19 protein-coding genes and 1 pseudogene are annotated in these 19384 nt (G+C 74.4%); 15 read left to right on the top strand and 5 right to left on the bottom strand.

What is annotated here, in order from left to right; translation table 11 throughout:
• Positions 1-38 precede the first annotated feature (38 nt).
• The 5 genes from ACN20G_RS26695 (at position 39) to ACN20G_RS26675 (ending at position 7031) form a co-directional block, all read left to right on the top strand.
• Positions 39-953 carry an endonuclease/exonuclease/phosphatase family protein gene (locus ACN20G_RS26695; RefSeq protein ID WP_424217371.1) on the top strand — a complete coding sequence of 305 codons (915 nt, stop codon included), beginning with the start codon at positions 39-41 and terminating at the stop codon, positions 951-953.
• 1123 nt (positions 954-2076) lie between these two features.
• A complete protein-coding gene (lanL, locus tag ACN20G_RS26690) occupies positions 2077-4758 on the top strand; it encodes a class IV lanthionine synthetase LanL (protein ID WP_424215751.1) in 2682 nt (893 codons plus the stop codon).
• Between the two features lie 55 nt (positions 4759-4813).
• Positions 4814-4969 (top strand): VenA family class IV lanthipeptide, encoded by a 156-nt coding sequence (locus tag ACN20G_RS26685; RefSeq protein WP_424215750.1) that lies wholly within the window; start codon positions 4814-4816, stop codon positions 4967-4969.
• A 158-nt stretch (positions 4970-5127) separates the two neighbouring features.
• Positions 5128-6180 carry an ATP-binding cassette domain-containing protein gene (locus ACN20G_RS26680; protein WP_424215749.1) on the top strand — a complete coding sequence of 351 codons (1053 nt, stop codon included), beginning with the start codon at positions 5128-5130 and terminating at the stop codon, positions 6178-6180.
• Entirely contained in the window at positions 6177-7031 is an 855-nt protein-coding gene (locus tag ACN20G_RS26675) for an ABC transporter permease (protein ID WP_424215748.1), read from the top strand. The genes ACN20G_RS26680 and ACN20G_RS26675 overlap by 4 nt, the downstream gene beginning before the upstream one ends.
• 11 nt (positions 7032-7042) lie before the next feature.
• Here ACN20G_RS26675 and ACN20G_RS26670 read toward each other — a convergent pair whose 3' ends face one another.
• Positions 7043-7534, bottom strand: coding sequence for a GNAT family N-acetyltransferase (locus ACN20G_RS26670; protein WP_424215747.1), 492 nt, complete (start codon positions 7532-7534; stop codon positions 7043-7045).
• 418 nt (positions 7535-7952) lie between these two features.
• Between ACN20G_RS26670 and ACN20G_RS26665 the strand changes: the two genes are divergently transcribed.
• Together ACN20G_RS26665 and ACN20G_RS26660 are read left to right on the top strand one after the other, a co-directional pair.
• Positions 7953-8261, top strand: coding sequence for a DUF6247 family protein (locus tag ACN20G_RS26665; protein ID WP_424215746.1), 309 nt, complete (start codon positions 7953-7955; stop codon positions 8259-8261).
• The gene (locus ACN20G_RS26660) at positions 8258-8518 is read left to right on the top strand and encodes a hypothetical protein (protein ID WP_424215745.1); all 261 of its coding nucleotides are present in this window, start codon (positions 8258-8260) and stop codon (positions 8516-8518) included. The genes ACN20G_RS26665 and ACN20G_RS26660 overlap by 4 nt, the downstream gene beginning before the upstream one ends.
• A 27-nt stretch (positions 8519-8545) precedes the next feature.
• Here ACN20G_RS26660 and ACN20G_RS26655 read toward each other — a convergent pair whose 3' ends face one another.
• Positions 8546-8701, bottom strand: coding sequence for a hypothetical protein (locus ACN20G_RS26655; protein ID WP_424215744.1), 156 nt, complete (start codon positions 8699-8701; stop codon positions 8546-8548).
• Between the two features lie 152 nt (positions 8702-8853).
• Between ACN20G_RS26655 and ACN20G_RS26650 the strand changes: the two genes are divergently transcribed.
• From ACN20G_RS26650 to ACN20G_RS26640, 3 genes are all read left to right on the top strand, one after another.
• Positions 8854-9615, top strand: a complete 762-nt coding sequence (locus tag ACN20G_RS26650) for a DeoR/GlpR family DNA-binding transcription regulator (protein ID WP_424215743.1) — start codon at positions 8854-8856, stop codon at positions 9613-9615.
• Between the two features lie 117 nt (positions 9616-9732).
• A complete protein-coding gene (locus ACN20G_RS26645; RefSeq protein ID WP_424215742.1) occupies positions 9733-10005 on the top strand; it encodes a GlsB/YeaQ/YmgE family stress response membrane protein in 273 nt (90 codons plus the stop codon).
• A 148-nt stretch (positions 10006-10153) separates the two neighbouring features.
• Complete coding sequence (locus ACN20G_RS26640) at positions 10154-10318, top strand: hypothetical protein (RefSeq protein ID WP_424215741.1); 165 nt, start codon at positions 10154-10156, stop codon at positions 10316-10318.
• A gap of 204 nt (positions 10319-10522) precedes the next feature.
• Here ACN20G_RS26640 and ACN20G_RS26635 read toward each other — a convergent pair whose 3' ends face one another.
• Positions 10523-11398 (bottom strand): cyclase family protein, encoded by an 876-nt coding sequence (locus ACN20G_RS26635; protein ID WP_424215740.1) that lies wholly within the window; start codon positions 11396-11398, stop codon positions 10523-10525.
• Positions 11399-11439: 41 nt separating this feature from the next.
• Positions 11440-13030 (bottom strand): annotated as a pseudogene (locus ACN20G_RS26630) (FAD-dependent oxidoreductase).
• Between the two features lie 67 nt (positions 13031-13097).
• Here ACN20G_RS26630 and ACN20G_RS26625 point away from each other — a divergent pair.
• Entirely contained in the window at positions 13098-13538 is a 441-nt protein-coding gene (locus tag ACN20G_RS26625) for a MarR family winged helix-turn-helix transcriptional regulator (protein ID WP_424215739.1), read from the top strand.
• Positions 13539-13562: 24 nt separating this feature from the next.
• On the opposite strand, the gene fabG is transcribed toward ACN20G_RS26625, so the two are convergent.
• The gene (gene fabG / locus ACN20G_RS26620; protein ID WP_424215738.1) at positions 13563-14357 is read right to left on the bottom strand and encodes a 3-oxoacyl-ACP reductase FabG; all 795 of its coding nucleotides are present in this window, start codon (positions 14355-14357) and stop codon (positions 13563-13565) included.
• Positions 14358-15510: 1153 nt separating this feature from the next.
• On the opposite strand from fabG, the gene ACN20G_RS26615 reads away from it, so the two are divergent.
• From ACN20G_RS26615 to ACN20G_RS26600, 4 genes are all read left to right on the top strand, one after another.
• Entirely contained in the window at positions 15511-16293 is a 783-nt protein-coding gene (locus ACN20G_RS26615; RefSeq protein ID WP_424215737.1) for an SDR family NAD(P)-dependent oxidoreductase, read from the top strand.
• Positions 16294-17026: 733 nt separating this feature from the next.
• Positions 17027-17428 (top strand): cysteine hydrolase family protein, encoded by a 402-nt coding sequence (locus tag ACN20G_RS26610; RefSeq protein WP_424215736.1) that lies wholly within the window; start codon positions 17027-17029, stop codon positions 17426-17428.
• 315 nt (positions 17429-17743) lie between these two features.
• Complete coding sequence (locus ACN20G_RS26605; protein ID WP_424215735.1) at positions 17744-18532, top strand: hypothetical protein; 789 nt, start codon at positions 17744-17746, stop codon at positions 18530-18532.
• 144 nt (positions 18533-18676) lie between these two features.
• Entirely contained in the window at positions 18677-18994 is a 318-nt protein-coding gene (locus tag ACN20G_RS26600) for a hypothetical protein (RefSeq protein WP_424215734.1), read from the top strand.
• Positions 18995-19384 lie beyond the last annotated feature (390 nt).

The raw sequence follows: 19384 nt of genomic DNA, 5'->3' as shown, positions 1-19384 counted from the left end.
CCCGTACCTCGGGCCCCGGCGGCCGCGGAACGGGCCGCATCCCACGGCGCGGTCGGGTCCTGACGGCGATCGCCGCCGTATGCGCGGCGGTGCTGCTGTGGCACGGGCGGATGCCGAACGGGCCCGGCCGGCTGCTCGGCCTGGTGGAGAGCTTCCTGCCCTGGGCCTGGCTCCCCATCGCGCTACTGGCCCTGCTCGCCCTGCTGCGCCGCTCCCCCCTCGCGCTGATCGCCGTGCTCCTGCCCGCCACGGTGTGGGCCTGCCTGTTCGGCGGGCAGCTCCACGACAAGCGGGGCACGGGGGGCGGGTTGCGCGTGGTGAGCCACAACGTGGACGACGACAACCCCGACCCGGACGGAACGGCCCGCGCCCTGGTCGCGTCGGGCGCCGACGTGATCGGACTGGAGAAACTGGTCCCCGCGCACATCCCGGCCTACGAGCGGGGGATGAACGCCGCCTACCCCTACCACCGGGTCGAGGGGACGGTCGGGATCTGGAGCAGAATGCCGCTGACCGAGGTCCGACCGGTCGCCATCATGGCCTGGACGCGCGCGCTGCGGGCGACGGTCCGCACGCCCGAAGGGCCCGTCGCGGTCTTCGTCGCCCACCTCCCGTCGGTCCGGGTGCGCGCGGCGGAGGGCTTCACCACGCGCGACCGCGACGCCGCGATCGGCCGGCTCGCGCGGGCGGTGGACGGGGCGCCGGAGGCGCGCAGGATCGTGATGGGCGACTTCAACGGCACCACCGACGACCGGGGCCTGGCCCCCATCGCCTCGCGCATGCGCTCCGCGCAACTGGTCGCGGGAGCCGGCTTCGGGTTCAGCTGGCCGGCGGCGGCGCCGGTGGTCCGGATCGACCAGATCTTCGTCCAAGGAGCCGAGCCGGTCTCGGCCTGGACCCTGCCCCGCACCGGCAGTGACCACCTGCCCGTCGCGGCCTCGATACGCCTGTGAGGGCGGGGGCGTCGAGGGCGCGGGCGGGGTCGGTGGTGTTCCCTCGCGGGCCCGCGCGCCCTGCCCGGAGAATGGGGATCGGTCACACCGGGCGCACGCCGGCGGAAAATCGGGGTCGGGAAAATCGGGGTCGGGGAAATTACGGGCATCCGTCGGAGAAATTCCTCATCGCGCCCGGAAACGCGCCGGTGCCCGATTCCGGCGCGCCGGCGTACGCCGCGACTCCCGCGACAAGGCCGAGTCCGAACAGCCGGTGGCGATATGAGAAACGAAAGGGCCGCGCCCTCGGACGGAAATGAGGCGTACGGACGAGCCGGCGACACCGCACCGAACGTACGAAACTCGCCGGCGCGGCACGCCGCCGCCCCGCCCGGGTGGATTCGGCCGGCCGCACGGGCCGCCGGTCCGGCGGACGCGCCCGCGTGCCGGCGCACCGGCGCCCGCACCAGGGACCGGGCCACCACCACGGGTTTCAGGGGCCGCGCGGCAGTACCCGCGGTTCGGGCGGGACGGTCCGGGTGGGTGTCCCGTGGTACTCCCGGGACGGCCGAGGAACGGGGGAATTCGACGCCGAGGTCGACATGGCCGAATGTGAACGGTATTCGAGAACGCGCCAATCGGGTTTTCGAATCACGTGTCACGGGTGGGGGTCGAGGGGGCCGCAACTCGCCTTGGGTCGAGCCTTCGGCCAACCTCCGAAACGAGTGAACGTTGAAGCACCGTCATCTCCCGCAGCTCAACGACCCGGCCGTGATCCATCGGCGCCCGTGACACGCACTCGAACAAGCCCCGGCGCTTCCCTGGCCGAATCCGGCTCTTTACTGACCACCCCGTGAGCGGAAAGCTGGTGAACGTAAGCGGCGGACCGGAAGTGCCCGTATCCGGCCCGAGAAACGATTCTCCCCCGCGGTACGCCCAACGCCTTCGCCCCGTCCGATGCACGTCCGCTCCCGGCCGTGACGCGACGCGAACGCGCAATGCGACGCCGCACCCACGGGGCCATCCCGGCACCTCGCTCCACAGCGTTCCGCTTCGCCGCACCCACACCACACGAGCGCCCTGACGCACCCCCGCCGAACCGGCGCGTCGACCGGTGCCCCGTCCACCGCAAAGAGAGGCAGGCATGCCCCAGCACGCGACCGGAGCGGACTTCGAGGACCTGCTGCGCCGGGCCCTGGAACGCACCGAGGACCCGGCACGGTGGACCACCGACACGGACGAGACCTGGTGCCGACTCGCTCTCCCGTCCGTACCACCGCGGGCGCAAGGGTGGAAGTTACACGTGTCCGCGACGCCCGCGTCCGCCCCCGAGGTCCTCGTCAGGGCCCTGGACGTCCTCCTGCGCGACCGGTCGCCGTTCAAATTCGCCCGTTCCGCCGAACGGGTCGGCGTCCTCAACTCCCGCGCCGCGCCGCGCGGCGGCTCGGGCAAGTTCATCACCGTCTACCCGCGCACCGACGAGGACGCCGCCCGCATCGCCCGCGAACTGCACGAGACGACCACCGGCCTGCCCGGACCCCGCATCCTCTCCGACCGGCCCTACACCCCCGACAGCCTCGTCCACTACCGCTACGGCGCCTTCGTGGGCCGCCGCAGGCTCTCCGAGGACGGCCTGCTGGTGTGGTACATCGAGGACCCCGACGGCAACCCCGTCGAGGACAAGCGCACCGGACAGTACGCCCCGCCCGCCTGGGCCCGCAGCCCCTTCCCCGACACCACTGCCACCCCCGCGCCGCCCGCCCGCCCGGACGGAGCGGCGAACCGGTCGGTGGTGCTCGGCGGCCGGTTCGCCGTCAAGGAGGCCATCCGGCACACCAACAAGGGCGGCGTCTACCGCGGCACCGACCTCACCACCGGCGCCCCCGTCATCGTCAAAGAGGCCCGACCCCACGTCGAGGCCGACGCCGACGGCCGCGACGTGCGCGACGGCCTGCGCGCCGAGGCCCGCACCCTGGAGAGGCTCGGGGGCACGGACCTCGCCCCCGCGCTCCTCGCCGTCTTCGAACACGCCGGACACCTCTTCCTGGCCGAGGAGGAGATACCCGGCGTCACCCTGCGCACCTGGGTCGCCGAACACTTCCGTGACGTCGGCGCCGCCCGCTACCGCCAGGACGCCCTGGCCCACGCCCGACGCCTCGTCGACCTGCTCGCGGCCGCCCACGCCCGGGGCTGTGTCCTGCGCGACCTCACCCCCGCCAACATCATGGTCCGCCCCGACGGCGAACTCCGCCTCATCGACCTGGAGCTCGCCGTCCTCACCGGCGACGAGGCCCGCCCCACCACCGTGGGCACCCCCGGCTTCAGCGCCCCCGAACGCCTCGACCTCGCCCCCGTCGCACCGAGCGCCGACCACTACAGCCTCGGCGCCGCCCTCTGCTTCACCCTCACCGGCAAGGTCCCCCAGTTCCTGCCCGAACGCCCCGCCGACCGGCGCGGCCCCGAACACCGCCTCGCCGACTGGCTGCACGCCTGCCACGAGGCCCTCGCCCTCCCCGAAGCCTTCGCCGACACCGTCCTCGCACTGATGCGGGACGACCCGACCCGCCGCCACGGGCCGGCCGAGGCCCGCCGGGCCCTGCGCCCCGCGGACCGAGCCCACCCCGCCCCGACCACGAGCCCCCGCCACACCCCGCCGCGCACCCCGATCCGCGACGCCGTCGACGCCACGATCGCCGGCATCGTCGAGCACCTCGTCGACTCGATGGACCCCACGGACGAGCACCGGCTCTGGCCCGTCTCCACGGCGGTGGGCGAAACCGACCCCACCACCGTCCAACAGGGCGCCGCCGGGGTCCTCGCGGTCCTGACCCGACGACTCGAACGCACCGACGACCCCCGCCTGGCCAAGACCGTCTCGACCGCCGCCCACTGGATCGCGGCCCGCACCGACACCCGCTCCATCCGCCCCGGACTGCACTTCGGCGGCCTCGGCACCGCATGGGCCCTCCACGACGCCGGCCGGGCCCTCGACGACACCGCCCTGACCGCCCACGCCCTCGCCCTGGCCCTCGCCCCCCAAGAGGACACCGTCCACCACGACATCACCCACGGCCACGCCGGCAGCGGACTCGCCGCCGCCCACCTGTGGCGACGCACCGGAGACCCCCGCCTGGCCCGTCTCGTCGAGGACCGCGCCGACCGGCTCGCGGCCGGCGCCCGTCGCGACGGCCCCTCCGTCGGCTGGCCCGTCCCCGCCGAAGCGCTGTCCGCCGCCGCCGACAAGCGCTACCTCGGCTACGCCCACGGCACCGCCGGCATCGGCACCTTCCTCCTCGCGGCCCGGGCCGTCTCCCACCGTCGCGAACACCTCGACCTCGCCGTCGCGGCCGGCGAGACCCTCCTCGCCGACGTCCTGATGATCGACGGGGCCGCGCACTGGCCCGCGCAGTCCGGCGACCCCGCCACCGCCGCCTACTGGTGCCACGGCTCGGCCGGCATCGGCTCCTTCCTGATCCGCCTCTGGCAGGCCACCGGCGACGACCGCTTCGGCGACCTCGCCCGCCACGCCGCCCGCGCCGTCGTCGAACGGGCCTCCCGCGCCCCCCTCACCCAATGCCACGGCCTCGCCGGGAACGGGGACTTCCTCCTCGACCTGGCGGCCGCCACCGGCGACCCCGCCCACCACACGGCGGCCGAGGACCTGGCCCGCCTCATCCTCGCCGAACGCGCCGAACGCGAAGGCCACGTCGTCTTCCCCAACGAATACGGGGACGTCTCGACGAGCTGGAGCGACGGATCCGCCGGCATCCTCGCCTTCCTCTCGCGGATCCACCACCCAGACCCCCGGCACTGGATGTTCCGGTAGCCGGGTCGAGCGGCGGGCCCACCGCCGCCACCACCCCCGAGAAACGGAGAACGCCATGGAGAACACCGACTTCGACCTCCTGACCCAGCTGCACGCCCTCCCGGAGACCGACCCGATCGCCACCGACGCGGTCGCGTTCGGCGGGACCTGCGAGTGCGCCGGCCTCCTGACCCTCCTCAACACCGTCTGTATCGGCATCAGCTGCGCCTGATCCCGTAGGTCCGCCCCGTGACCCGCCCCACCGGGGCCGGGAACCACGAGGAACGGACCACGTCGGCTCCGGCCGGTGACCGCCCCCGCGCGGTCACCGGCCGGAGTGCGCCCCGTACGCCCACCGGCGGGACCCCCCCCGCAGAAAGGGACCCGCCCATGCCGCCCCGCCCCGGGCACGACCCCCGCCCCGCGACCCGCCTCCTCGACACCGCCCCCGCACCCCGGCCCGCCGCCGACCCCGCCATCACCACCCACGCCCTGGCCAAGAGCTACCCGGGCCCCGACGGCACCACCACCCACGCCGTCCACGGCATCGACCTCGCCGTCCACCGAGGCGAGACCTTCGCCTTCCTCGGCCCCAACGGCGCCGGCAAGTCCACCACCATCGCCATGCTCTGCGCCCTCACCCGCCCCACCTCCGGACACGCCCTCGTCGCCGGCGCCGACGTGCGCGAACACCCCGACCGGGTCCGCCGCCACGTCGGCATGCTCTTCCAGCACAGCGCCCTCGACCCCGACCTGACGGCCGAACAGAACCTGTACATCCACACCCGCCTCTACGGCATGAGCCGCCGCCACGGCCGCCGCCGAGTCGCCGAAACCCTTGAGGTCGTGGCCCTCACCGACCGCCGCCGACACCCCGTGCGGACCCTCTCGGGCGGCATGCGCCGCCGGCTGGAACTCGCCCGCGGCCTCCTCCACGAACCCACGATCCTCTTCCTCGACGAACCGACCACCGGACTCGACCCGCACGCCCGCGCCCAGGTCTGGGACCACCTGCGCACCCTGCGGGAAGAGCACGGCACCACCCTCTTCGTCACCACCCACTACCTGGAGGAGGCGGAGAACTGCGACCGCCTCGCCGTCATCGACTCCGGACGGCTGGTCGCCCACGGCACCGCCTCCGAACTGAAGGCCGGCATCAAGGACGACCGCGTGACGCTGCGCACCGACGACGACGGCGCCGCGCACCGGATCGTCGAACGCATCACCCCACCGGGCACCCCCCTCACCACCGACGCCGACGGCCTCCGCCTGCACGTCCCCGACGGCAGCACCTGGATCCCCCGCCTCTGCGCCGCCCTGGAGACGGACGGGATCGCGGTACGGGCCGCCTCCGTGGCCGGCCCGACCCTCGACGACGTCTTCTTCCACCACACCGGGCGCAGCATCGACACCGCGCGACACCCCCGAGGAGGGTCCCGGTGAGCACACCCACGACCCGCGCCCCCGCCCCCGCCTCCGACGTGCGGGAGGCGACCCGGGTGCGACGGGAACTGCGCGCCGTGCACGCCCTGGTCCACCGGGACCTCAGCCGCATGGTCGGCCAACCCGCGCACACGGCGCTGGTCCTGCTCCAACCGGTGCTGTACCTGTTCGTCCTCGGCGGCGGCATGGCCGCCCTGGTGCCGGCCTCCGCCCTGGGCACGGGATACCAGACCTACCTCTTCCCCGGCATCCTCATGATGACCGTCCAGACCCCGGCCGTCATGGTCGGCGTCCGCCTGATCATCGACCGGCAGAGCGGCTACCTGCGCGAACTGCTGATGGCCCCGGTCGGGCGCACCACCCTCCTGCTGGGGAACTGCGCCGGGGGCACCGCCGTCGCGGCCCTGCAAGGCGGCGTGCTGCTCTCCCTGTGCGGGGCGGTCGGCCTGCCCTACGACCCCGTGCTGCTCGCCTCGCTGTTCGGCGGCCTGCTCCTCGTCTCCTTCACCCTCACCTCCCTGTCCGTGGCGCTCGCCGTCACCCTGCGCCGGCCCGAGGTCTTCCACGTCCTGCTCGGCGTCGTGATGATGCCCCTGCTCTTCCTGTCGGGCGGGTTCTTCCCGGTGGAGAACCTGCCGGGCTGGGCCCGGGCGACGGCCGCGGTCAACCCGCTCGCGCACGGGGTGGACCTCCTGCGCCGTACCATCAGCCACCGGGTCCCCGAGCACGCGGCCCCCGGCATCGAGTGGTTCGGCCGGCAGCCCTCTCCGCCGCTGGAGGCCGCCGTGCTCCTCACCGTCGGCCTCGCGGCCCTGACCTGGGCCGCACACCGCTTCGCCCGCCAGGACTGAACCCTCCCAGGTCACGGGAACGCGGACAGGTCGATCAGGAACTCCACCTCGTCGTGGCGGCGTTCGACCGGCGTGGCCGAGGGGAGGACCGATTCCAGCGTCCGCAGGGCGGGCCTGTTCGCACTGTTGATCCTCGCCTGGAAACACCGCACCCCGTCACGGAGGGCCAAGGGGCGTAACTTCCGCAGGAGTCGTGAGGCGACGCCCCGTCTCTGGAACGGGTCCGTGACGATCACGGCGACGTCGGCGTGCGGGTGGCCCGGGGCGAGCCGCGCGTATTCGGCCCAGGCGACGATCTCCTCGCGGGACTCGGCCAGGACCGCGTTCCATTCCTCCGGGGCGCGGTCGAGGACCTCGCGGAAGTACGAGATCGGCAGGCGCGGGGCGCCGATTCCCAGGCGCCAGTACACGCTTTCCGGGGACATCAGGTCGACCGCCGTGATCATCCCCGGAACGTCGGAGGGTCTCCAGGCGCGGTACGTGACCTCGGGTGGTGGGGGCATGGTGAGTTTCCGTCGCGTGAGGGGAACGGTCGTGCGCCGGGCGCGCGCGGGCGGTCCTCGCCGGATCGGACGGCGGGGGTACGAGGCCACGTGACACTCCCGGTGCTGGACGAAGGGCCCGTCGGCGTCGCCGGCTGTGCCGGTGACGGCGTGATGGGGCGCTCGCGCGGTGGGGAGGGACCCCCGGCGCTCTCGGGAACGGGGGTGCGTCTGTCGCGGGAAGGACGGGGCGATCGATGGATGCGATGACCCGTGGGGAGATGTGTACCCGCCGCGCTCCGTGCCGACAAGCCGACATGCGGGCCGGCCGGCACAGGACCGTTTCTCCTGACGACGGTGCGGCTGGCCCGCCACGAGCCGCCTGCCGGCGGCCCCCGGTCGGCTACCGTGATGCCGAGAAGCCCTTCTGGAGGAGCCGATGAGCGCCCAGCCCGAGTACCTTCCCCTGCCGTCCGTCGGTCCGGCCCCCGGTGCCCCGGGCGAGTTGCTGGCCGCGTTGCGCGCGGATCGACGGGCCGAGGCGTGGGTGCCGAGGTTCGAGCGGGACTGGGCCGCCGCGCTGGAGGAATCCCGCCGCACCTTCACCCTCGGCCTCCTCTACGACGTGGTGCGGGAATGGCAGGGCCGCCTGGCCCACGCCCCCGCCGTGGACGCGTTCCTGGCCTCGGAGTGCGACGACAGCGTGGACACGGTCGACATGGCGGAACTCCGCGGACGACGCCGATGACCGACACCCCCTACGCGGTGCGATTCGCCTCGGCAGCGGCCAAGACCCTCGCGACCGTGCCCGAACACGTCGAGGACACGGTCTGGGACCTCCTGGACACCGCGGCCCGCGACCCCTGGCGCTTCGGTCCGTGGAACGCGGACGACTCCGAGGGCGAGGACGTCCGCTACGTCTCCGCCGGCCTCCTCACCCTCACCTACTGGGTCAACAGGCCGATGCGCCGGCTCACGGTGCTCAACATCGTCTGGCTCGGATAGCCGGCACCGACACGGCGCGTCGGGTGTTCAGCCGCGAGGTGTCGCGCAGGTGCAGGTGTGGGTGGTGGGGGTGAGGAGGTCGCGGGGGGCCAGAGCAAGGCCGGTGGCGAAGAACCACGCGGCCGCCGCGGCGACGGAGGCGCGGACGCGGGGCAGCGGGGTGGGGCGAGGCGAGGTCGTCATCTGGGGGTCTCCCGTTCGAGTGTGTGGGCGTGTGTGGTCGCCGAGCGCGAGCCCAGGCCACCCACAAACATCATAGCGAACATCCCTTGTGTTCGATGAGCTCGTTAATGAACATCTTGCATGTTCGTTTCCGCGTGGTGTTCAATCGCGACATGAACAACGCAGACCGCCACGGGTTGATCGCGAAGGCAGTCCGGGACTCCGGCGGCGCCACGGTCCAGGAGCTCGCGGGGCTGACGGGCGCGTCGGAGATGACCATCCGGCGCGACCTCGACGCCCTGGCCGCGCAGGGAGTCCTGGAGCGCGTCCGCGGCGGCGCCCGCACCCTGCTCCTGCGGGGGCAGGAGCCGCCCTTCGCGCTGCGGGCGCGCGAGGCCGTCGACGCCAAGCGCCGCATCGCGGACCGGGTGAACGCGCTGATCGCCGACGGTGAGAGCGTGCTGCTGGACAGCGGCACCACGTGCCTGGAGATCGCGCGTCTCCTGCGCGAACGGCCCGTCACCGTGATGCCCCTGTCCCTGCAGGCCGTCCACCTGTTCGCCGAACAGGCCGGACCCGCCACCCTGATCGTGCCCGGCGGGCAGCCCCGCGCGGCGGAAGGCGCCCTCATCGGGCCCCTCACCCTCGCCTCCCTGGCGGCCCTGCGCTTCGACACCGCCGTCATCGGCTGCTGCGGGCTGAGCGCCGCCGACGGCCTCACCGCCTACGACCTCGACGACGCCGCGGTCAAGAAGGCGGCCATCTCCGGCTCGCGCCGGACCCTCGTGGCCGCCGACGGCGCCAAGCTGGGCCGCACCGCCCACGCCCACGTGGGCCCCTCGGCCCTCCTGCACACCCTCGTCACGGACACCACGGCCCCGGCCGACGAGGTCGACGCGCTGGAAACCGCCGGCCTCACCGTCCGCACCGCCTGACGCGCCCGTGCGCGGTGACGCGGTTTCGGGAGGAGGCCACCTCCGACGTTTGAAGCTCTCCGATCGGTGCAGACGAAGCACTGACACCGGCTTTATCCAACCAGGTAGGAGACCTTCATGGGCATCATCGCGTGGATCCTCATCGGACTGTTCGCCGGACTCATCGCGAAGGCGCTGATGCCGGGCAGGGACCCGGGCGGCATCATCATCACCACGCTGATCGGTATCGCGGGCGGTCTGCTCGGCGGCTGGCTCGGCAAGGTCATATTCGGCGTCGACTCGATCGACGGCTTCTTCGACCTCTCCACCTGGATCGCCGCCATCATCGGCTCCGTCATCCTCCTGATCCTCTACCGCGTCATCACCGGCGGCCGACGCTCCCGCGCCTGACGCCCCACCGTTTCCGGTGCCGGCCCGCCACGAACCGCGACCTCGTGGCGGGCGCCGCGCCGCACGCGCCGACGCGGCACGTCCGGTGCCGAGCGGCGCCCCGGGCCGGAAGCGTGTCGTCCGCCGGTGAGGTGGGGACGGTGCACCCATGGCGAAGACTTGGCGCACGATCCTGGTGCTCGCGTTCGTGGTGTGGAGCGTGATCGCGTACCAGTGGACCGAGGTCGGGTGCAACATCCCCCGGGCCTATCTCGCGGTGGTCGAGTACGGAATACCGGAGGGCATCGAGTTCCTGCCGGCCTGCCACGGGTAGGCGGAGCCGGTCGTGCGGCCGGGACCGAGGCCACCACCCCGGACCGCCCTCCGCGCCGCCGGCGGACCGTCCGGGCCGGGCTCCGGGCAGGGTCCCGGGTGCCCGGGGTCACCTTGTGGTCGAGGGGTTCCGCCGGGCCGAACGGGCCATTCCGGCAAGGCGAGTTCCCGCCGGCCGAGGACACGGCCGGACCCTCCGCACCGTTCAGAAGACGGCGATCGGGTTGACGACGAGCCCGGTGGTGCCCGTGATGCGCGGCGGCGCCAGGACGAGCATGAAGCTCCAACGGCCGGATGCCTCGCACAACCGGGCCGCCGCTTCGAGATCCGCGGCGTCCACCAGGGGCAGACCCAGCCGGGCGAGGGCCACCTGGTGCACCGGCAGGGGGAACTCCGCAGGACGGGCGTCACCGATGTCCCCGACGTACACGCTCACGCCCTGTTCGTCGAGCCACCCCACTGCCGTGAGGTCCAGGCCGGGCACGGGCCGGTCGAGCGGCAGGTCGGTGTCCCAGCCCCCGCGTACGACGACGGCGTCGCCGGGCGTCAGCGTGGTGCCCGTCCGTCGGAGGGCGGCGTCGAGGTCGTCGGCGCCGACGCGCCGGTCGGCGGGGAGACGCCGCCCGTGGGGCGCGAGGTCCAGGAGCACCGCCCGGGTGACGACGCCGTCGCCGAACGGATCGGCCGAACCGTGCCGCACACCGGTCGGGGTCACCGCGAGCTCCAACGGCGTGCCGGGGTAGACGTGCCCGTCGACGGGCATGTGGGAGACGGCGTCCAGGTGGGTCAGGCCCGCGTTGTGGGTGTTGACGAGGAGGCTGTCCGTCATCGCCCGCGGCCGCACGCCGCCGAAGTTCATGGTCTGGAGCACGGCCGCGGGCATCGTGGCGGGGCCGCCTACGGGACCCTGTCCGGTCGTCAACTGCACCGGCCGCACCCGGCGGGCCAGACTGACGTGCCGTCCCTCACGCACCTCGGCCGCGGCCCGCCGCCCGGCCGCCTCGTCGACGAGGTTCAGCGTGCCCCGTTGATCCTCCTGCCCCCATCGCCCCCAGTTGCTCGGGAGGTGTGTCGTGTCCATCGCTCGCCCCGCTCTCGTGTGGTGGATGTTCGGAGGTGGCGTCACCGCGGGGTCGGCAGCAAGGGGGCCAGGCGGTCGAGAGCGGCCCGCAGTCCGGCCTCCCCGCCACCCCGGGCGCTGACGTACCCGTCGGGGCGCACGAGGATCCAGTCGCCCTCGGTCGCCGCCAGGGACTCGTGGACCCGGCCGTCGAGGTCCCAGACGTCAGGGGTGCCCCGGGCCGGGCGGCGCCGGCCGATCCCGACCTCGTCCAGCCAGGGCAGCACGGGACGCGACGAGGCGCTCCGCTCCTCCTCGCCGGCGGGCCCGCTCCCGGTGAACCGGAGCAGGTGCCACACCGGGGTCCTGAGACGGGCGCGCAGGGCCGTCCACCCTGGGGAGTGGGCGTCGCCGGCGGAGACCTGCGGGAGGCGCCGGCCGGGTCGCGGACTCGGTCCCGGCACCTCCCCGGACAGGGTCAGGGGGCTGTCGGGGTATCCGATCTCCAGGCCCGACATGTTCGCGATGAGCCGACGCGTGAACTCGCGCTCGGCGGCCGGATCGGCCCCGTCGGCGGCACGGGACGCGGTCTTGTCCATGACCTCCGCCGTGGAGGCGAGCAGCGCCCGGCCGACGGGCACGCGCTCGGCGTCGTAGGTGTCGAGCAGCGCGGCGGCTGCGTGGCCGCGCAGGACCATGGACAGTTTCCACGCCAGGTTGTAGGCGTCCTGGATCCCCGTGTTGAGGCCCTGGCCGGACGCGGGGGAGTGGACGTGGGCGGCGTCCCCCGAGACGAAGCACCGCCCCACCCTCATCGCGGGGACCGCGCGCTGCTGGATGGTGAACCGCGACACCCACGTGGGGTCCGCGACCGCCGTGGCCCGCCCCAGGGCCCGGGACAAGCGGTCGCCGAACCGCCGCGCGACCCGCCCCGGATCCGTCGGGTCCCCGTCGCCGCTCATGTCCAACAGCCGCCACTTCCCGGGGTCGGGGAACGGGAACAGCATCAGCGAACCGGTGTCGTGGAAGGTCCAGTGCACGGCGTCCCGGTCCAGATCGGTGCGCACGAGGGCGTCGGCGATCAGCCAGGTCCGGGCGGTGTGACCGGTCAGCGGCAGACCGAGGGCCTTGCGGACGGTGGAGTGCCCGCCGTCGCACCCCCACAGGTACCGGGCGCGCACCGTCTCCCGCCGCGCGCCGGACCCCTCGCCGACGCTCAACTCCGCCGTGACGGACTCCCCGTCCTGCTCGAACGAGGTCAGCGCCGTGCGCCACTCCACCGCGACCCCCGCGGCGGCGGCGTGTCCGCGCAGCACGCGCTCCGTGCACCTGCTCGACGTTGAACATGTACGGGAACCGGGTCGGCAGGTCCCCGAAGTCGAAGTCGGCCCGGTGCGCGCCGTCGTCGCGGTGGCGGACGAAGGCGTTGACCCTCGTGCCGTGCGGGGCGATGTCGCCGAGGACGTCGAGCTGGTCGTAGACCTCCAGGGTGCGGGCGTGCGTGCCGAGGGCGCGGCTGGTGGCGGCCGGGCCGGACGCGGCGTCCACCAGGCGCACGGAGACGCCCGACCGCGCGAGCGCCAGGGCCGCCGTGAGCCCGACCGGTCCGGCACCCACGACGAGGACATCGAGGTCACGGTGGATCACGCCCATCACACCCTCCCTTGTGTCAGCTAAGCTGACACAAGACGTTATCCGCCGAGGGAGAGGGCCGCAAGGCATGGACGTTCACGGGCGGTTCGACGCGGACCTGCCGCTCCTCGCACTCCTGCAACGCGGTGTCCGCCGACTCTCCGAGGAGTTGCCGGTGCGCTTGGCGGCCGCGGGCGTGGACCCGATCACGCCCGCGCACGCGATGGTGCTCGCCCACCTGGGCGGCGACGCGGCCCTGAACGTCGCCGAACTGGCCCGCCTCGCCGGCGTCACACGCCAGACGATGCACCGCGCCGTCGGACAACTCCTCGACGAGGGCCTGGTCGTCAGCACCCCGGGCCCCGGGTTCCCGCGCAGCACCCTCATCGCACTGACCGACGCGGGCCGACGGCGCCACGAGGTGGCGACGGGCGTCCTCCGCGAACTGGAGGAGGACCTGGAGCGCCGCTTGGGGGCACCCGCGCTGGAGGCGCTGCGCGACACCCTGGCGCGGGCCTGGCCCCGGTGACGACCCCGGACCCGCCACCTGGGCTCACGCCTTGGGTGCGCTGCCGAAGGCGTCGAGGGACTCGGGCAGCACCTGCCCGCCGTCCACCGTGATGGTCTGCCCCGTGATGAACCCGGCCTCGTCGGAGGCCAGGAACAGCGCCGCGTGAGCGATGTCCGAAGGGGTCCCGAGCCGACCCAGGGGCACGGAGGCGGCCATTGCGTCGAGGTACTCCTGGCCCAGGGCCGTAAGGCCCTCGGTGACGACGTTGCCGGGCAGGACAGCGTTCACGGTGATGCCGAACGGGGCGAGTTCGAGGGCCGCCCCCCGAAGGAAGCCCAGCTGCCCGGCCTTGCTGGCGCCGTAATGGGACCACCCCGCGTACCCGGTGACGGGGCCGGTGATCGAGGAGGTGAGCACGATCCGCCCGCGACCGGCCCGTTCCATCGCCGGCAGGCACGCGCGCACGGCGAGGATGCCGCCGCGCAGATTGACCCCGAGCACCTCGTCGACGTCCTCGGCGGTCATCTCGCGCAACGGGCGCTCGGGGAACACCCCGGCATTGGCGCAGAGCACGTCGATCCCGCCGAACGACCGCTCGGCCTCCACCGCCATCCGATCGATGGCGGCCGGATCGCGCAGGTCCACGCCCAGCCCGAGGACCCGGCCCCCGGTGTCGTCGGCGAGGGCCTCGGCGACCTTCCGGGCGACCGCCTCGTCCCGCCCGGTGAGCAGCACGGACGCGCCCTGCCGGGCGAAGAGTTCGGCGATTCCGTGACCGATGCCCCGGGTCCCGCCGGTCACCACCACGGACCGACCCTCCCACCGCGTGAACGTCATGCTTCCCACCTCTCGATTCCCCGCCGTCACCAGACCGGTCACCGTATGCGGCGGGACACCCCTCGTGGCCCACACCACGAAGATCGTCCGGATCCCGCCCGAGATCGGCCGATCCCGTGCCCCCGAGGCCCCGAAGCCTCGGACCGCGTGCGGCAGCAGGCCCGTTCCCCGCGATCGGACACCGTCACGAGCGCCCGCTCGCGCCGAAGGAGACCACCCCGCAGGCACGTTGACGCCGGCGCCGGCCCCCCGCGTCACCGGGGCGCACGACACGAGCCGTTCCGCGGCGCTCGTGATCGACCTCGCCGCGCGCAGCCTCCGCCCGGCCGCCCGGCCGCCCTGCGTACCGCGGCCGGATCCGCGTCGTCGACCCCCTCACCCGGACGACCCCCGGAAGGTCTCCGCCCTCGCCGAGGCGACCGCCACCGACGCGGGCACCCCGCACCGCTGCGGCTGCCCACCACCCGGGGCTCTTTGACGGTGGGATGGGCTGCCGCCTCCACCCCACCCGCGGATCCATGAGCCTGCCCCGCCACGGCGCCAGCCTGCCCGCCCCGACCCCGTGGTCCGGGCAGAGCACGAGAACCTCGCCGACAGCGAACCCCTCGTCGCCGCCCACCACGACCCCGCACCCGGGGCCCCGACCCGGATCACCCTGGCCCCCTGCTCCCCTGGAGCTCCACGACGAGGTCGGCCGGGCCACCTCCCGCACCTGGATCGCCCCCTGCGTCTTCCCCGACGCCGAGGAGATCCGCCGACTCGGCGCCCGGGGCATCGGCAGCGCGCACCGCCCCGGCTCGAACACCCTCGGCGGCCACGGCATCGCCCCCGTCCTCGCGTTCCGGAGGCCGGCTCGCCCGTCGGGCCGCGCTGTGAAGGCTCCGCCGACCGCGATCACAAGTCCCTGCGGACGGAAGCCCGCACGGCCCTGGCGCGGACGCTCCCCCCGACGCCTTGGGCGTGGGCTCCCCCCCCGACGCGGTGCTCTGGGACCGGGACGAGTCCCCTCCGCCGGCACCCACACCGACCCGGTCGAGGCGCGGCCGGCGCGGCTGAGGTGCGGACCGACACCGGCCCCCGGCGCGGTGTCCCGACGCCGAGGACGGGCGTCGGCGATCATCGTGGCGGGGGCCGCAGGGTCGGAGGAGGAAACGTGAGCGGTGCGCGAGGGATCCTGGACGGTCGGGTGGCGTTGGTGACGGGCGGCAGTCGCGGGATCGGCGCGGCGGTGGCCCTGGGCCTGGGCCGGCACGGTGCGGCGGTCGCCGTGAACTACGTGCGCGCCCGGGCTGCGGCCGAGGAGGTGGCCGCCGGGATCACGGCGGCGGGCTCACGGGCCCTCGCGGTACAGGGCGACGCCGGCGACCCGGCCGCGGTCGAGCGGATGGTCGCCGAGACCCGGGAGGGCCTCGGCGTGATCGACGTGCTGGTGTGCAACGCGGTCGGCGCCACCGAGGAGGTGCGCCGCCGCCCGGTCCTGGAATCGCGGGAATCCGTGGACGCCCTCGTGCGGCGGACCTCGGTGCAGTTGGAGTGCACCCTCACGTGCTGTCACGCCGTCCTGCCGGGGATGCGGGCACGGGGCGGCGGGTCGATCGTGCTGATCGGCGCGGCGCGGGCGAGTGAGGGCGGGACGCCGGGACTCGCGGAGATCGCGGTGGCCAAGGCCGCGCAGGACACACTGGGCCGGATCCTGGCCCGGGAACTGGGTCCGGACGGGATCCGCGTGAACACGGTGGCCCCCGGCTTCGTGCCCACCGACGCCAACGCCGGCCCCGGACAGGAGGAGTTGGCCGCCGCGGTCGCCGCGACGACGCCCCTGGGGCGGCTCACGCTGCCCGAGGACGTCGCCGAGGTGGTCGCGATGCTCGCCGGCGACGCCACCCGCCGGGTCACCGGCACCCACGTGGCGGTGGACGGCGGCCGCGGCCTGTAGCGCGCGGGGCACGCAGCACGCCGACGACCGGCATCCGACGTGCCCGACGGGCGGGGAGGACGGAGGCCGTCACCCCGATCGGCGCGGTGACGGCGAGGATCGCCCCCACCGTGCCGAAGGGCAGGTGGGTCGGGCTCGCACCGTCCCCCTGTCACGGCACGGGTGGCCAGGCCGCCGTGGACGAGGCCCAGTGCGGTGCCGGCGAGAGCCGGTGGGCCCCAGGTCGGCGAGGGCCGACACCGGCGCCGGCTCGTCCAGCGGCCGGCCGGCGGCGGTGCGTGGGTTGCCGTCGCCCAGCAGGCGTTCCGCCACCCCCGTCACGCCCGCGACGCCCCCGGCCCGCCGGACCGCGTCCCGGGGCATCCCGTCGGCCCCCGGCCGCGCCCGGAGATTCGGCCGATCCGATTTCGGCGGTGACCCCCTGCCCGAAGGACCGCACCAGCGTCCCGCCGCTGCCCACCTTCCCACTCCTCGACGCCGCCCCCACGCGAGGCGTGCTTTCCCCCCACGCCCCCCACGCCCCCACCGGGCAGGATGCGGCACCGTCCCCGAATGCGCGGACCAGGGTCCCACCCGCGCGACCCCGACGGTCCTACGATGACACCCCCACCGTCATCGACTCCTCGTGACGAGCTCGTGACCGTGCCGAGCAACCTTGGTGTGCGAGGCGCGGCATCGGCACCGGCGAGTGACGCCGGGGCGTCCGCTGTCGGACGACGATCACCGGCGACGTGTGGTCCGGCGGCTGTGTCCCGCCACCCTGCGCGTCCTGACCGCGGCACGCGAACACGGTCTGTTCGTCGTCCACACCCGTGACGGACACGCCCCCGACCTCGCCGACCTCACCCCGGCCAAGCGGAACCGGGGCCGCCCCGGCCACGGCATCGGCGACCCCTCCCCACTCGGCCGCATGCTCGTCCGCGGCGAACCGGGACACGACATCGTGCCCGAACCGCGCCCACACCCCGGCGAACCCGTCGTCGACAAACCCGGCAAAGGCGGCGTCCACGCCACCGCCCTGGACCTGATCCCGCACGGCGCGGGCGTCCGGCACCTGCTGATCACCGGCGTCACCACCGAGGTCTGCGTCGCGGCACGGTCCGCGAAGCCACCGACCGCGGCCACACCTGCCTGATCCTCACCGACTGCACCGCCTCCTACTTCCCCCACGCCCACACGGCCGAACTCGCGATCCTCTCCGGCCACAACGGCCTCTTCGCCCACCTCACCACCGCCCCCACCCTCCTGACCGCCCTCCCGGACCCGCCGCCCCCCACCCCGCGCCGGCCCACCCACGACCCCCGTCGCAGGGACCGGGGGCGTGGGATGTGAGGTGCGGTGCGGGCCGTTGGCCCCTACCCGTGCCGTCGCCACCCGGCGAGGCTGGTCGGGTACGGGCTCCGCATCGGGGCGGGACCCGCCTCCCCGTCCGAGCGGATCCCCCATTCTCATGCCCTCACCCCACGGACCCGGGCCGTCCGTCCCACCCGCGCGCCCGCGTACCCGCCCCCGGCTGCCCGGGCACGGGCAGGCCCGGCGCGCGCTCGGTCTCCTCCTGGCGTTCTCCTGCCTCTCCGCGCTGCCCGCCGGCGCCGCACGCGCGGCCGACGGGGCGCACGTCGAAGAGGCGCCGCCGGGCCCGGGCGTGGCGGAGGCACGGGTGGTGGAGACGACGCTGCCACGCCGGGGCACCCGCGTGTTCCGTCTGGCCTCCGGCGACCGGCTGACCCTCACCGAGGACCCCCTCGCCGTCACCCTGGACCACGCCGGCCGCGAGGACCACGCGAACCCCCCGACCACGCTCACCCCGGGCGAGCCGGGACCGGTGACCGGCGCCGCCTCGGAGCTGGAGTTCATGCTGTTCGTCCCGGCGAGCAACCCCGACGCCAACCCCCCGCACGTCATCGTCTTCAACGGACCGGTCACCCTCAACGCCCTCTGGTTCACCCCCGCCGGAGACCGACCGCCCCTCGAACCCGACGAAACGGCCCCCGACCCCACCACGCAACCGAACGCCCCGGCGGACGACCCGACACAGGAACGCCGTCCCGCCCGCCCCGCGCCCTCCGACCCCGGCACACCCCCGCGCCCCCGGGACGCCCACCCCGACGCGACCGAGCCCACCGAAACCGGCGCCGGCGTGTTCCTGACCGGAGCGTGGTCCGTGGGCCTGGCCACCCTCACCGCCGTGATCGCCCTCCGCCACCGCGCCCGCCGCCGCACCACCCCACCCACCTGACCACCCACCTGACCACCCACCACCTCGCCGTCCCGGCAACCACCCCCGATCGAGGCACGGGCAGGCGGGAACCGGCTCGACGCCGAGCCCCGTCACTCGGGGTATGCGCGAGTCAGGCTGCGTGAGGACGGAAGGAACAGCGGGATGGCGATCAGTGGGCTGCGTCCGGAGAGGACGGCCCGGCTGGAGGCGCTCATCGCCGAGTGCCGGCCGGTTTTGGCGGGGGACGAGGGGATGGCGGCCGTGCAGCGGCTGCTCACCGAGCGCCGGGTCGAGGTGCTCGATGCGGTGGTGATCACGCGCGAGCTGCTCGGCGCGGGACCCACGGCACTGGGGGAGGCGAAGACGATCGTCCTGACAAGCCCGGGCCGAGGGCGCGAGCTGAGGTGGCACGACCAGCTCATGGAACCCGTGGAACAGAGCAACGCCCGCGACGAGCACGGAGACGCGCCCAATCCCTGAGACCCCGCGTCCCACCGCTCGTGAGGGCGGCGCGAGTCGAGCGGCCCGGTCCGCCTACGGCGCGTGAACGGGGTGTGAGTGCCGGGGCGCGTCCGGAGCGACCGTGCTGTGCTCCCGGAGCGCGAGCTGTGACCCCGGGAGGAGTTGCGCGCGCCGGGCGGTCCGGCCCCAGACTTGGCTCCCGACCACCGCGGTGTGCCGGGGCACGCGGCAACCGTCCCGAGGACCGACACCGAACGCCGTCGACCCGCCGGGCAAGGTGCCGGACGAGTACGCCCTGCCCCGGCGCTCCCGACCCGTGACCCGGCCTCACGAGGACACCCGAGGGCCGTACCGCACAGGAGCCGGGGCGGAGTGACCCGACGGCCCACCCCACCTCCCCACCCCACC

Origin of the sequence: Streptomyces dryopteridis, from assembly GCF_049606955.1 — a bacterium.
GTDB lineage: Bacteria > Actinomycetota > Actinomycetes > Streptomycetales > Streptomycetaceae > Streptomyces.
Note: the sequence above shows the minus strand (reverse complement) of the source record. Positions and strands in the feature narration are given on the sequence as shown.

Bases quoted from the DNA above. Each gene is read 5' to 3' on its own strand.
- fabG (WP_424215738.1), bottom strand. From the start codon at position 14,357: ATGACGTTCACGCGGTGGGAGGGTCGGTCCGTGGTGGTGACCGGCGGG.
- ACN20G_RS26665 (WP_424215746.1), top strand. From the start codon at position 7,953: ATGAGCGCCCAGCCCGAGTACCTTCCCCTGCCGTCCGTCGGTCCGGCC.
- ACN20G_RS26645 (WP_424215742.1), top strand. From the start codon at position 9,733: ATGGGCATCATCGCGTGGATCCTCATCGGACTGTTCGCCGGACTCATC.
- ACN20G_RS26680 (WP_424215749.1), top strand. From the start codon at position 5,128: ATGCCGCCCCGCCCCGGGCACGACCCCCGCCCCGCGACCCGCCTCCTC.
- ACN20G_RS26670 (WP_424215747.1), bottom strand. From the start codon at position 7,534: ATGCCCCCACCACCCGAGGTCACGTACCGCGCCTGGAGACCCTCCGAC.
- ACN20G_RS26635 (WP_424215740.1), bottom strand. From the start codon at position 11,398: ATGGACACGACACACCTCCCGAGCAACTGGGGGCGATGGGGGCAGGAG.
- lanL (WP_424215751.1), top strand. From the start codon at position 2,077: ATGCCCCAGCACGCGACCGGAGCGGACTTCGAGGACCTGCTGCGCCGG.
- ACN20G_RS26640 (WP_424215741.1), top strand. From the start codon at position 10,154: ATGGCGAAGACTTGGCGCACGATCCTGGTGCTCGCGTTCGTGGTGTGG.
- ACN20G_RS26655 (WP_424215744.1), bottom strand. From the start codon at position 8,701: ATGACGACCTCGCCTCGCCCCACCCCGCTGCCCCGCGTCCGCGCCTCC.
- ACN20G_RS26625 (WP_424215739.1), top strand. From the start codon at position 13,098: ATGGACGTTCACGGGCGGTTCGACGCGGACCTGCCGCTCCTCGCACTC.
- ACN20G_RS26660 (WP_424215745.1), top strand. From the start codon at position 8,258: ATGACCGACACCCCCTACGCGGTGCGATTCGCCTCGGCAGCGGCCAAG.
- ACN20G_RS26650 (WP_424215743.1), top strand. From the start codon at position 8,854: ATGAACAACGCAGACCGCCACGGGTTGATCGCGAAGGCAGTCCGGGAC.
- ACN20G_RS26685 (WP_424215750.1), top strand. From the start codon at position 4,814: ATGGAGAACACCGACTTCGACCTCCTGACCCAGCTGCACGCCCTCCCG.
- ACN20G_RS26600 (WP_424215734.1), top strand. From the start codon at position 18,677: ATGGCGATCAGTGGGCTGCGTCCGGAGAGGACGGCCCGGCTGGAGGCG.
- ACN20G_RS26605 (WP_424215735.1), top strand. From the start codon at position 17,744: ATGCCCTCACCCCACGGACCCGGGCCGTCCGTCCCACCCGCGCGCCCG.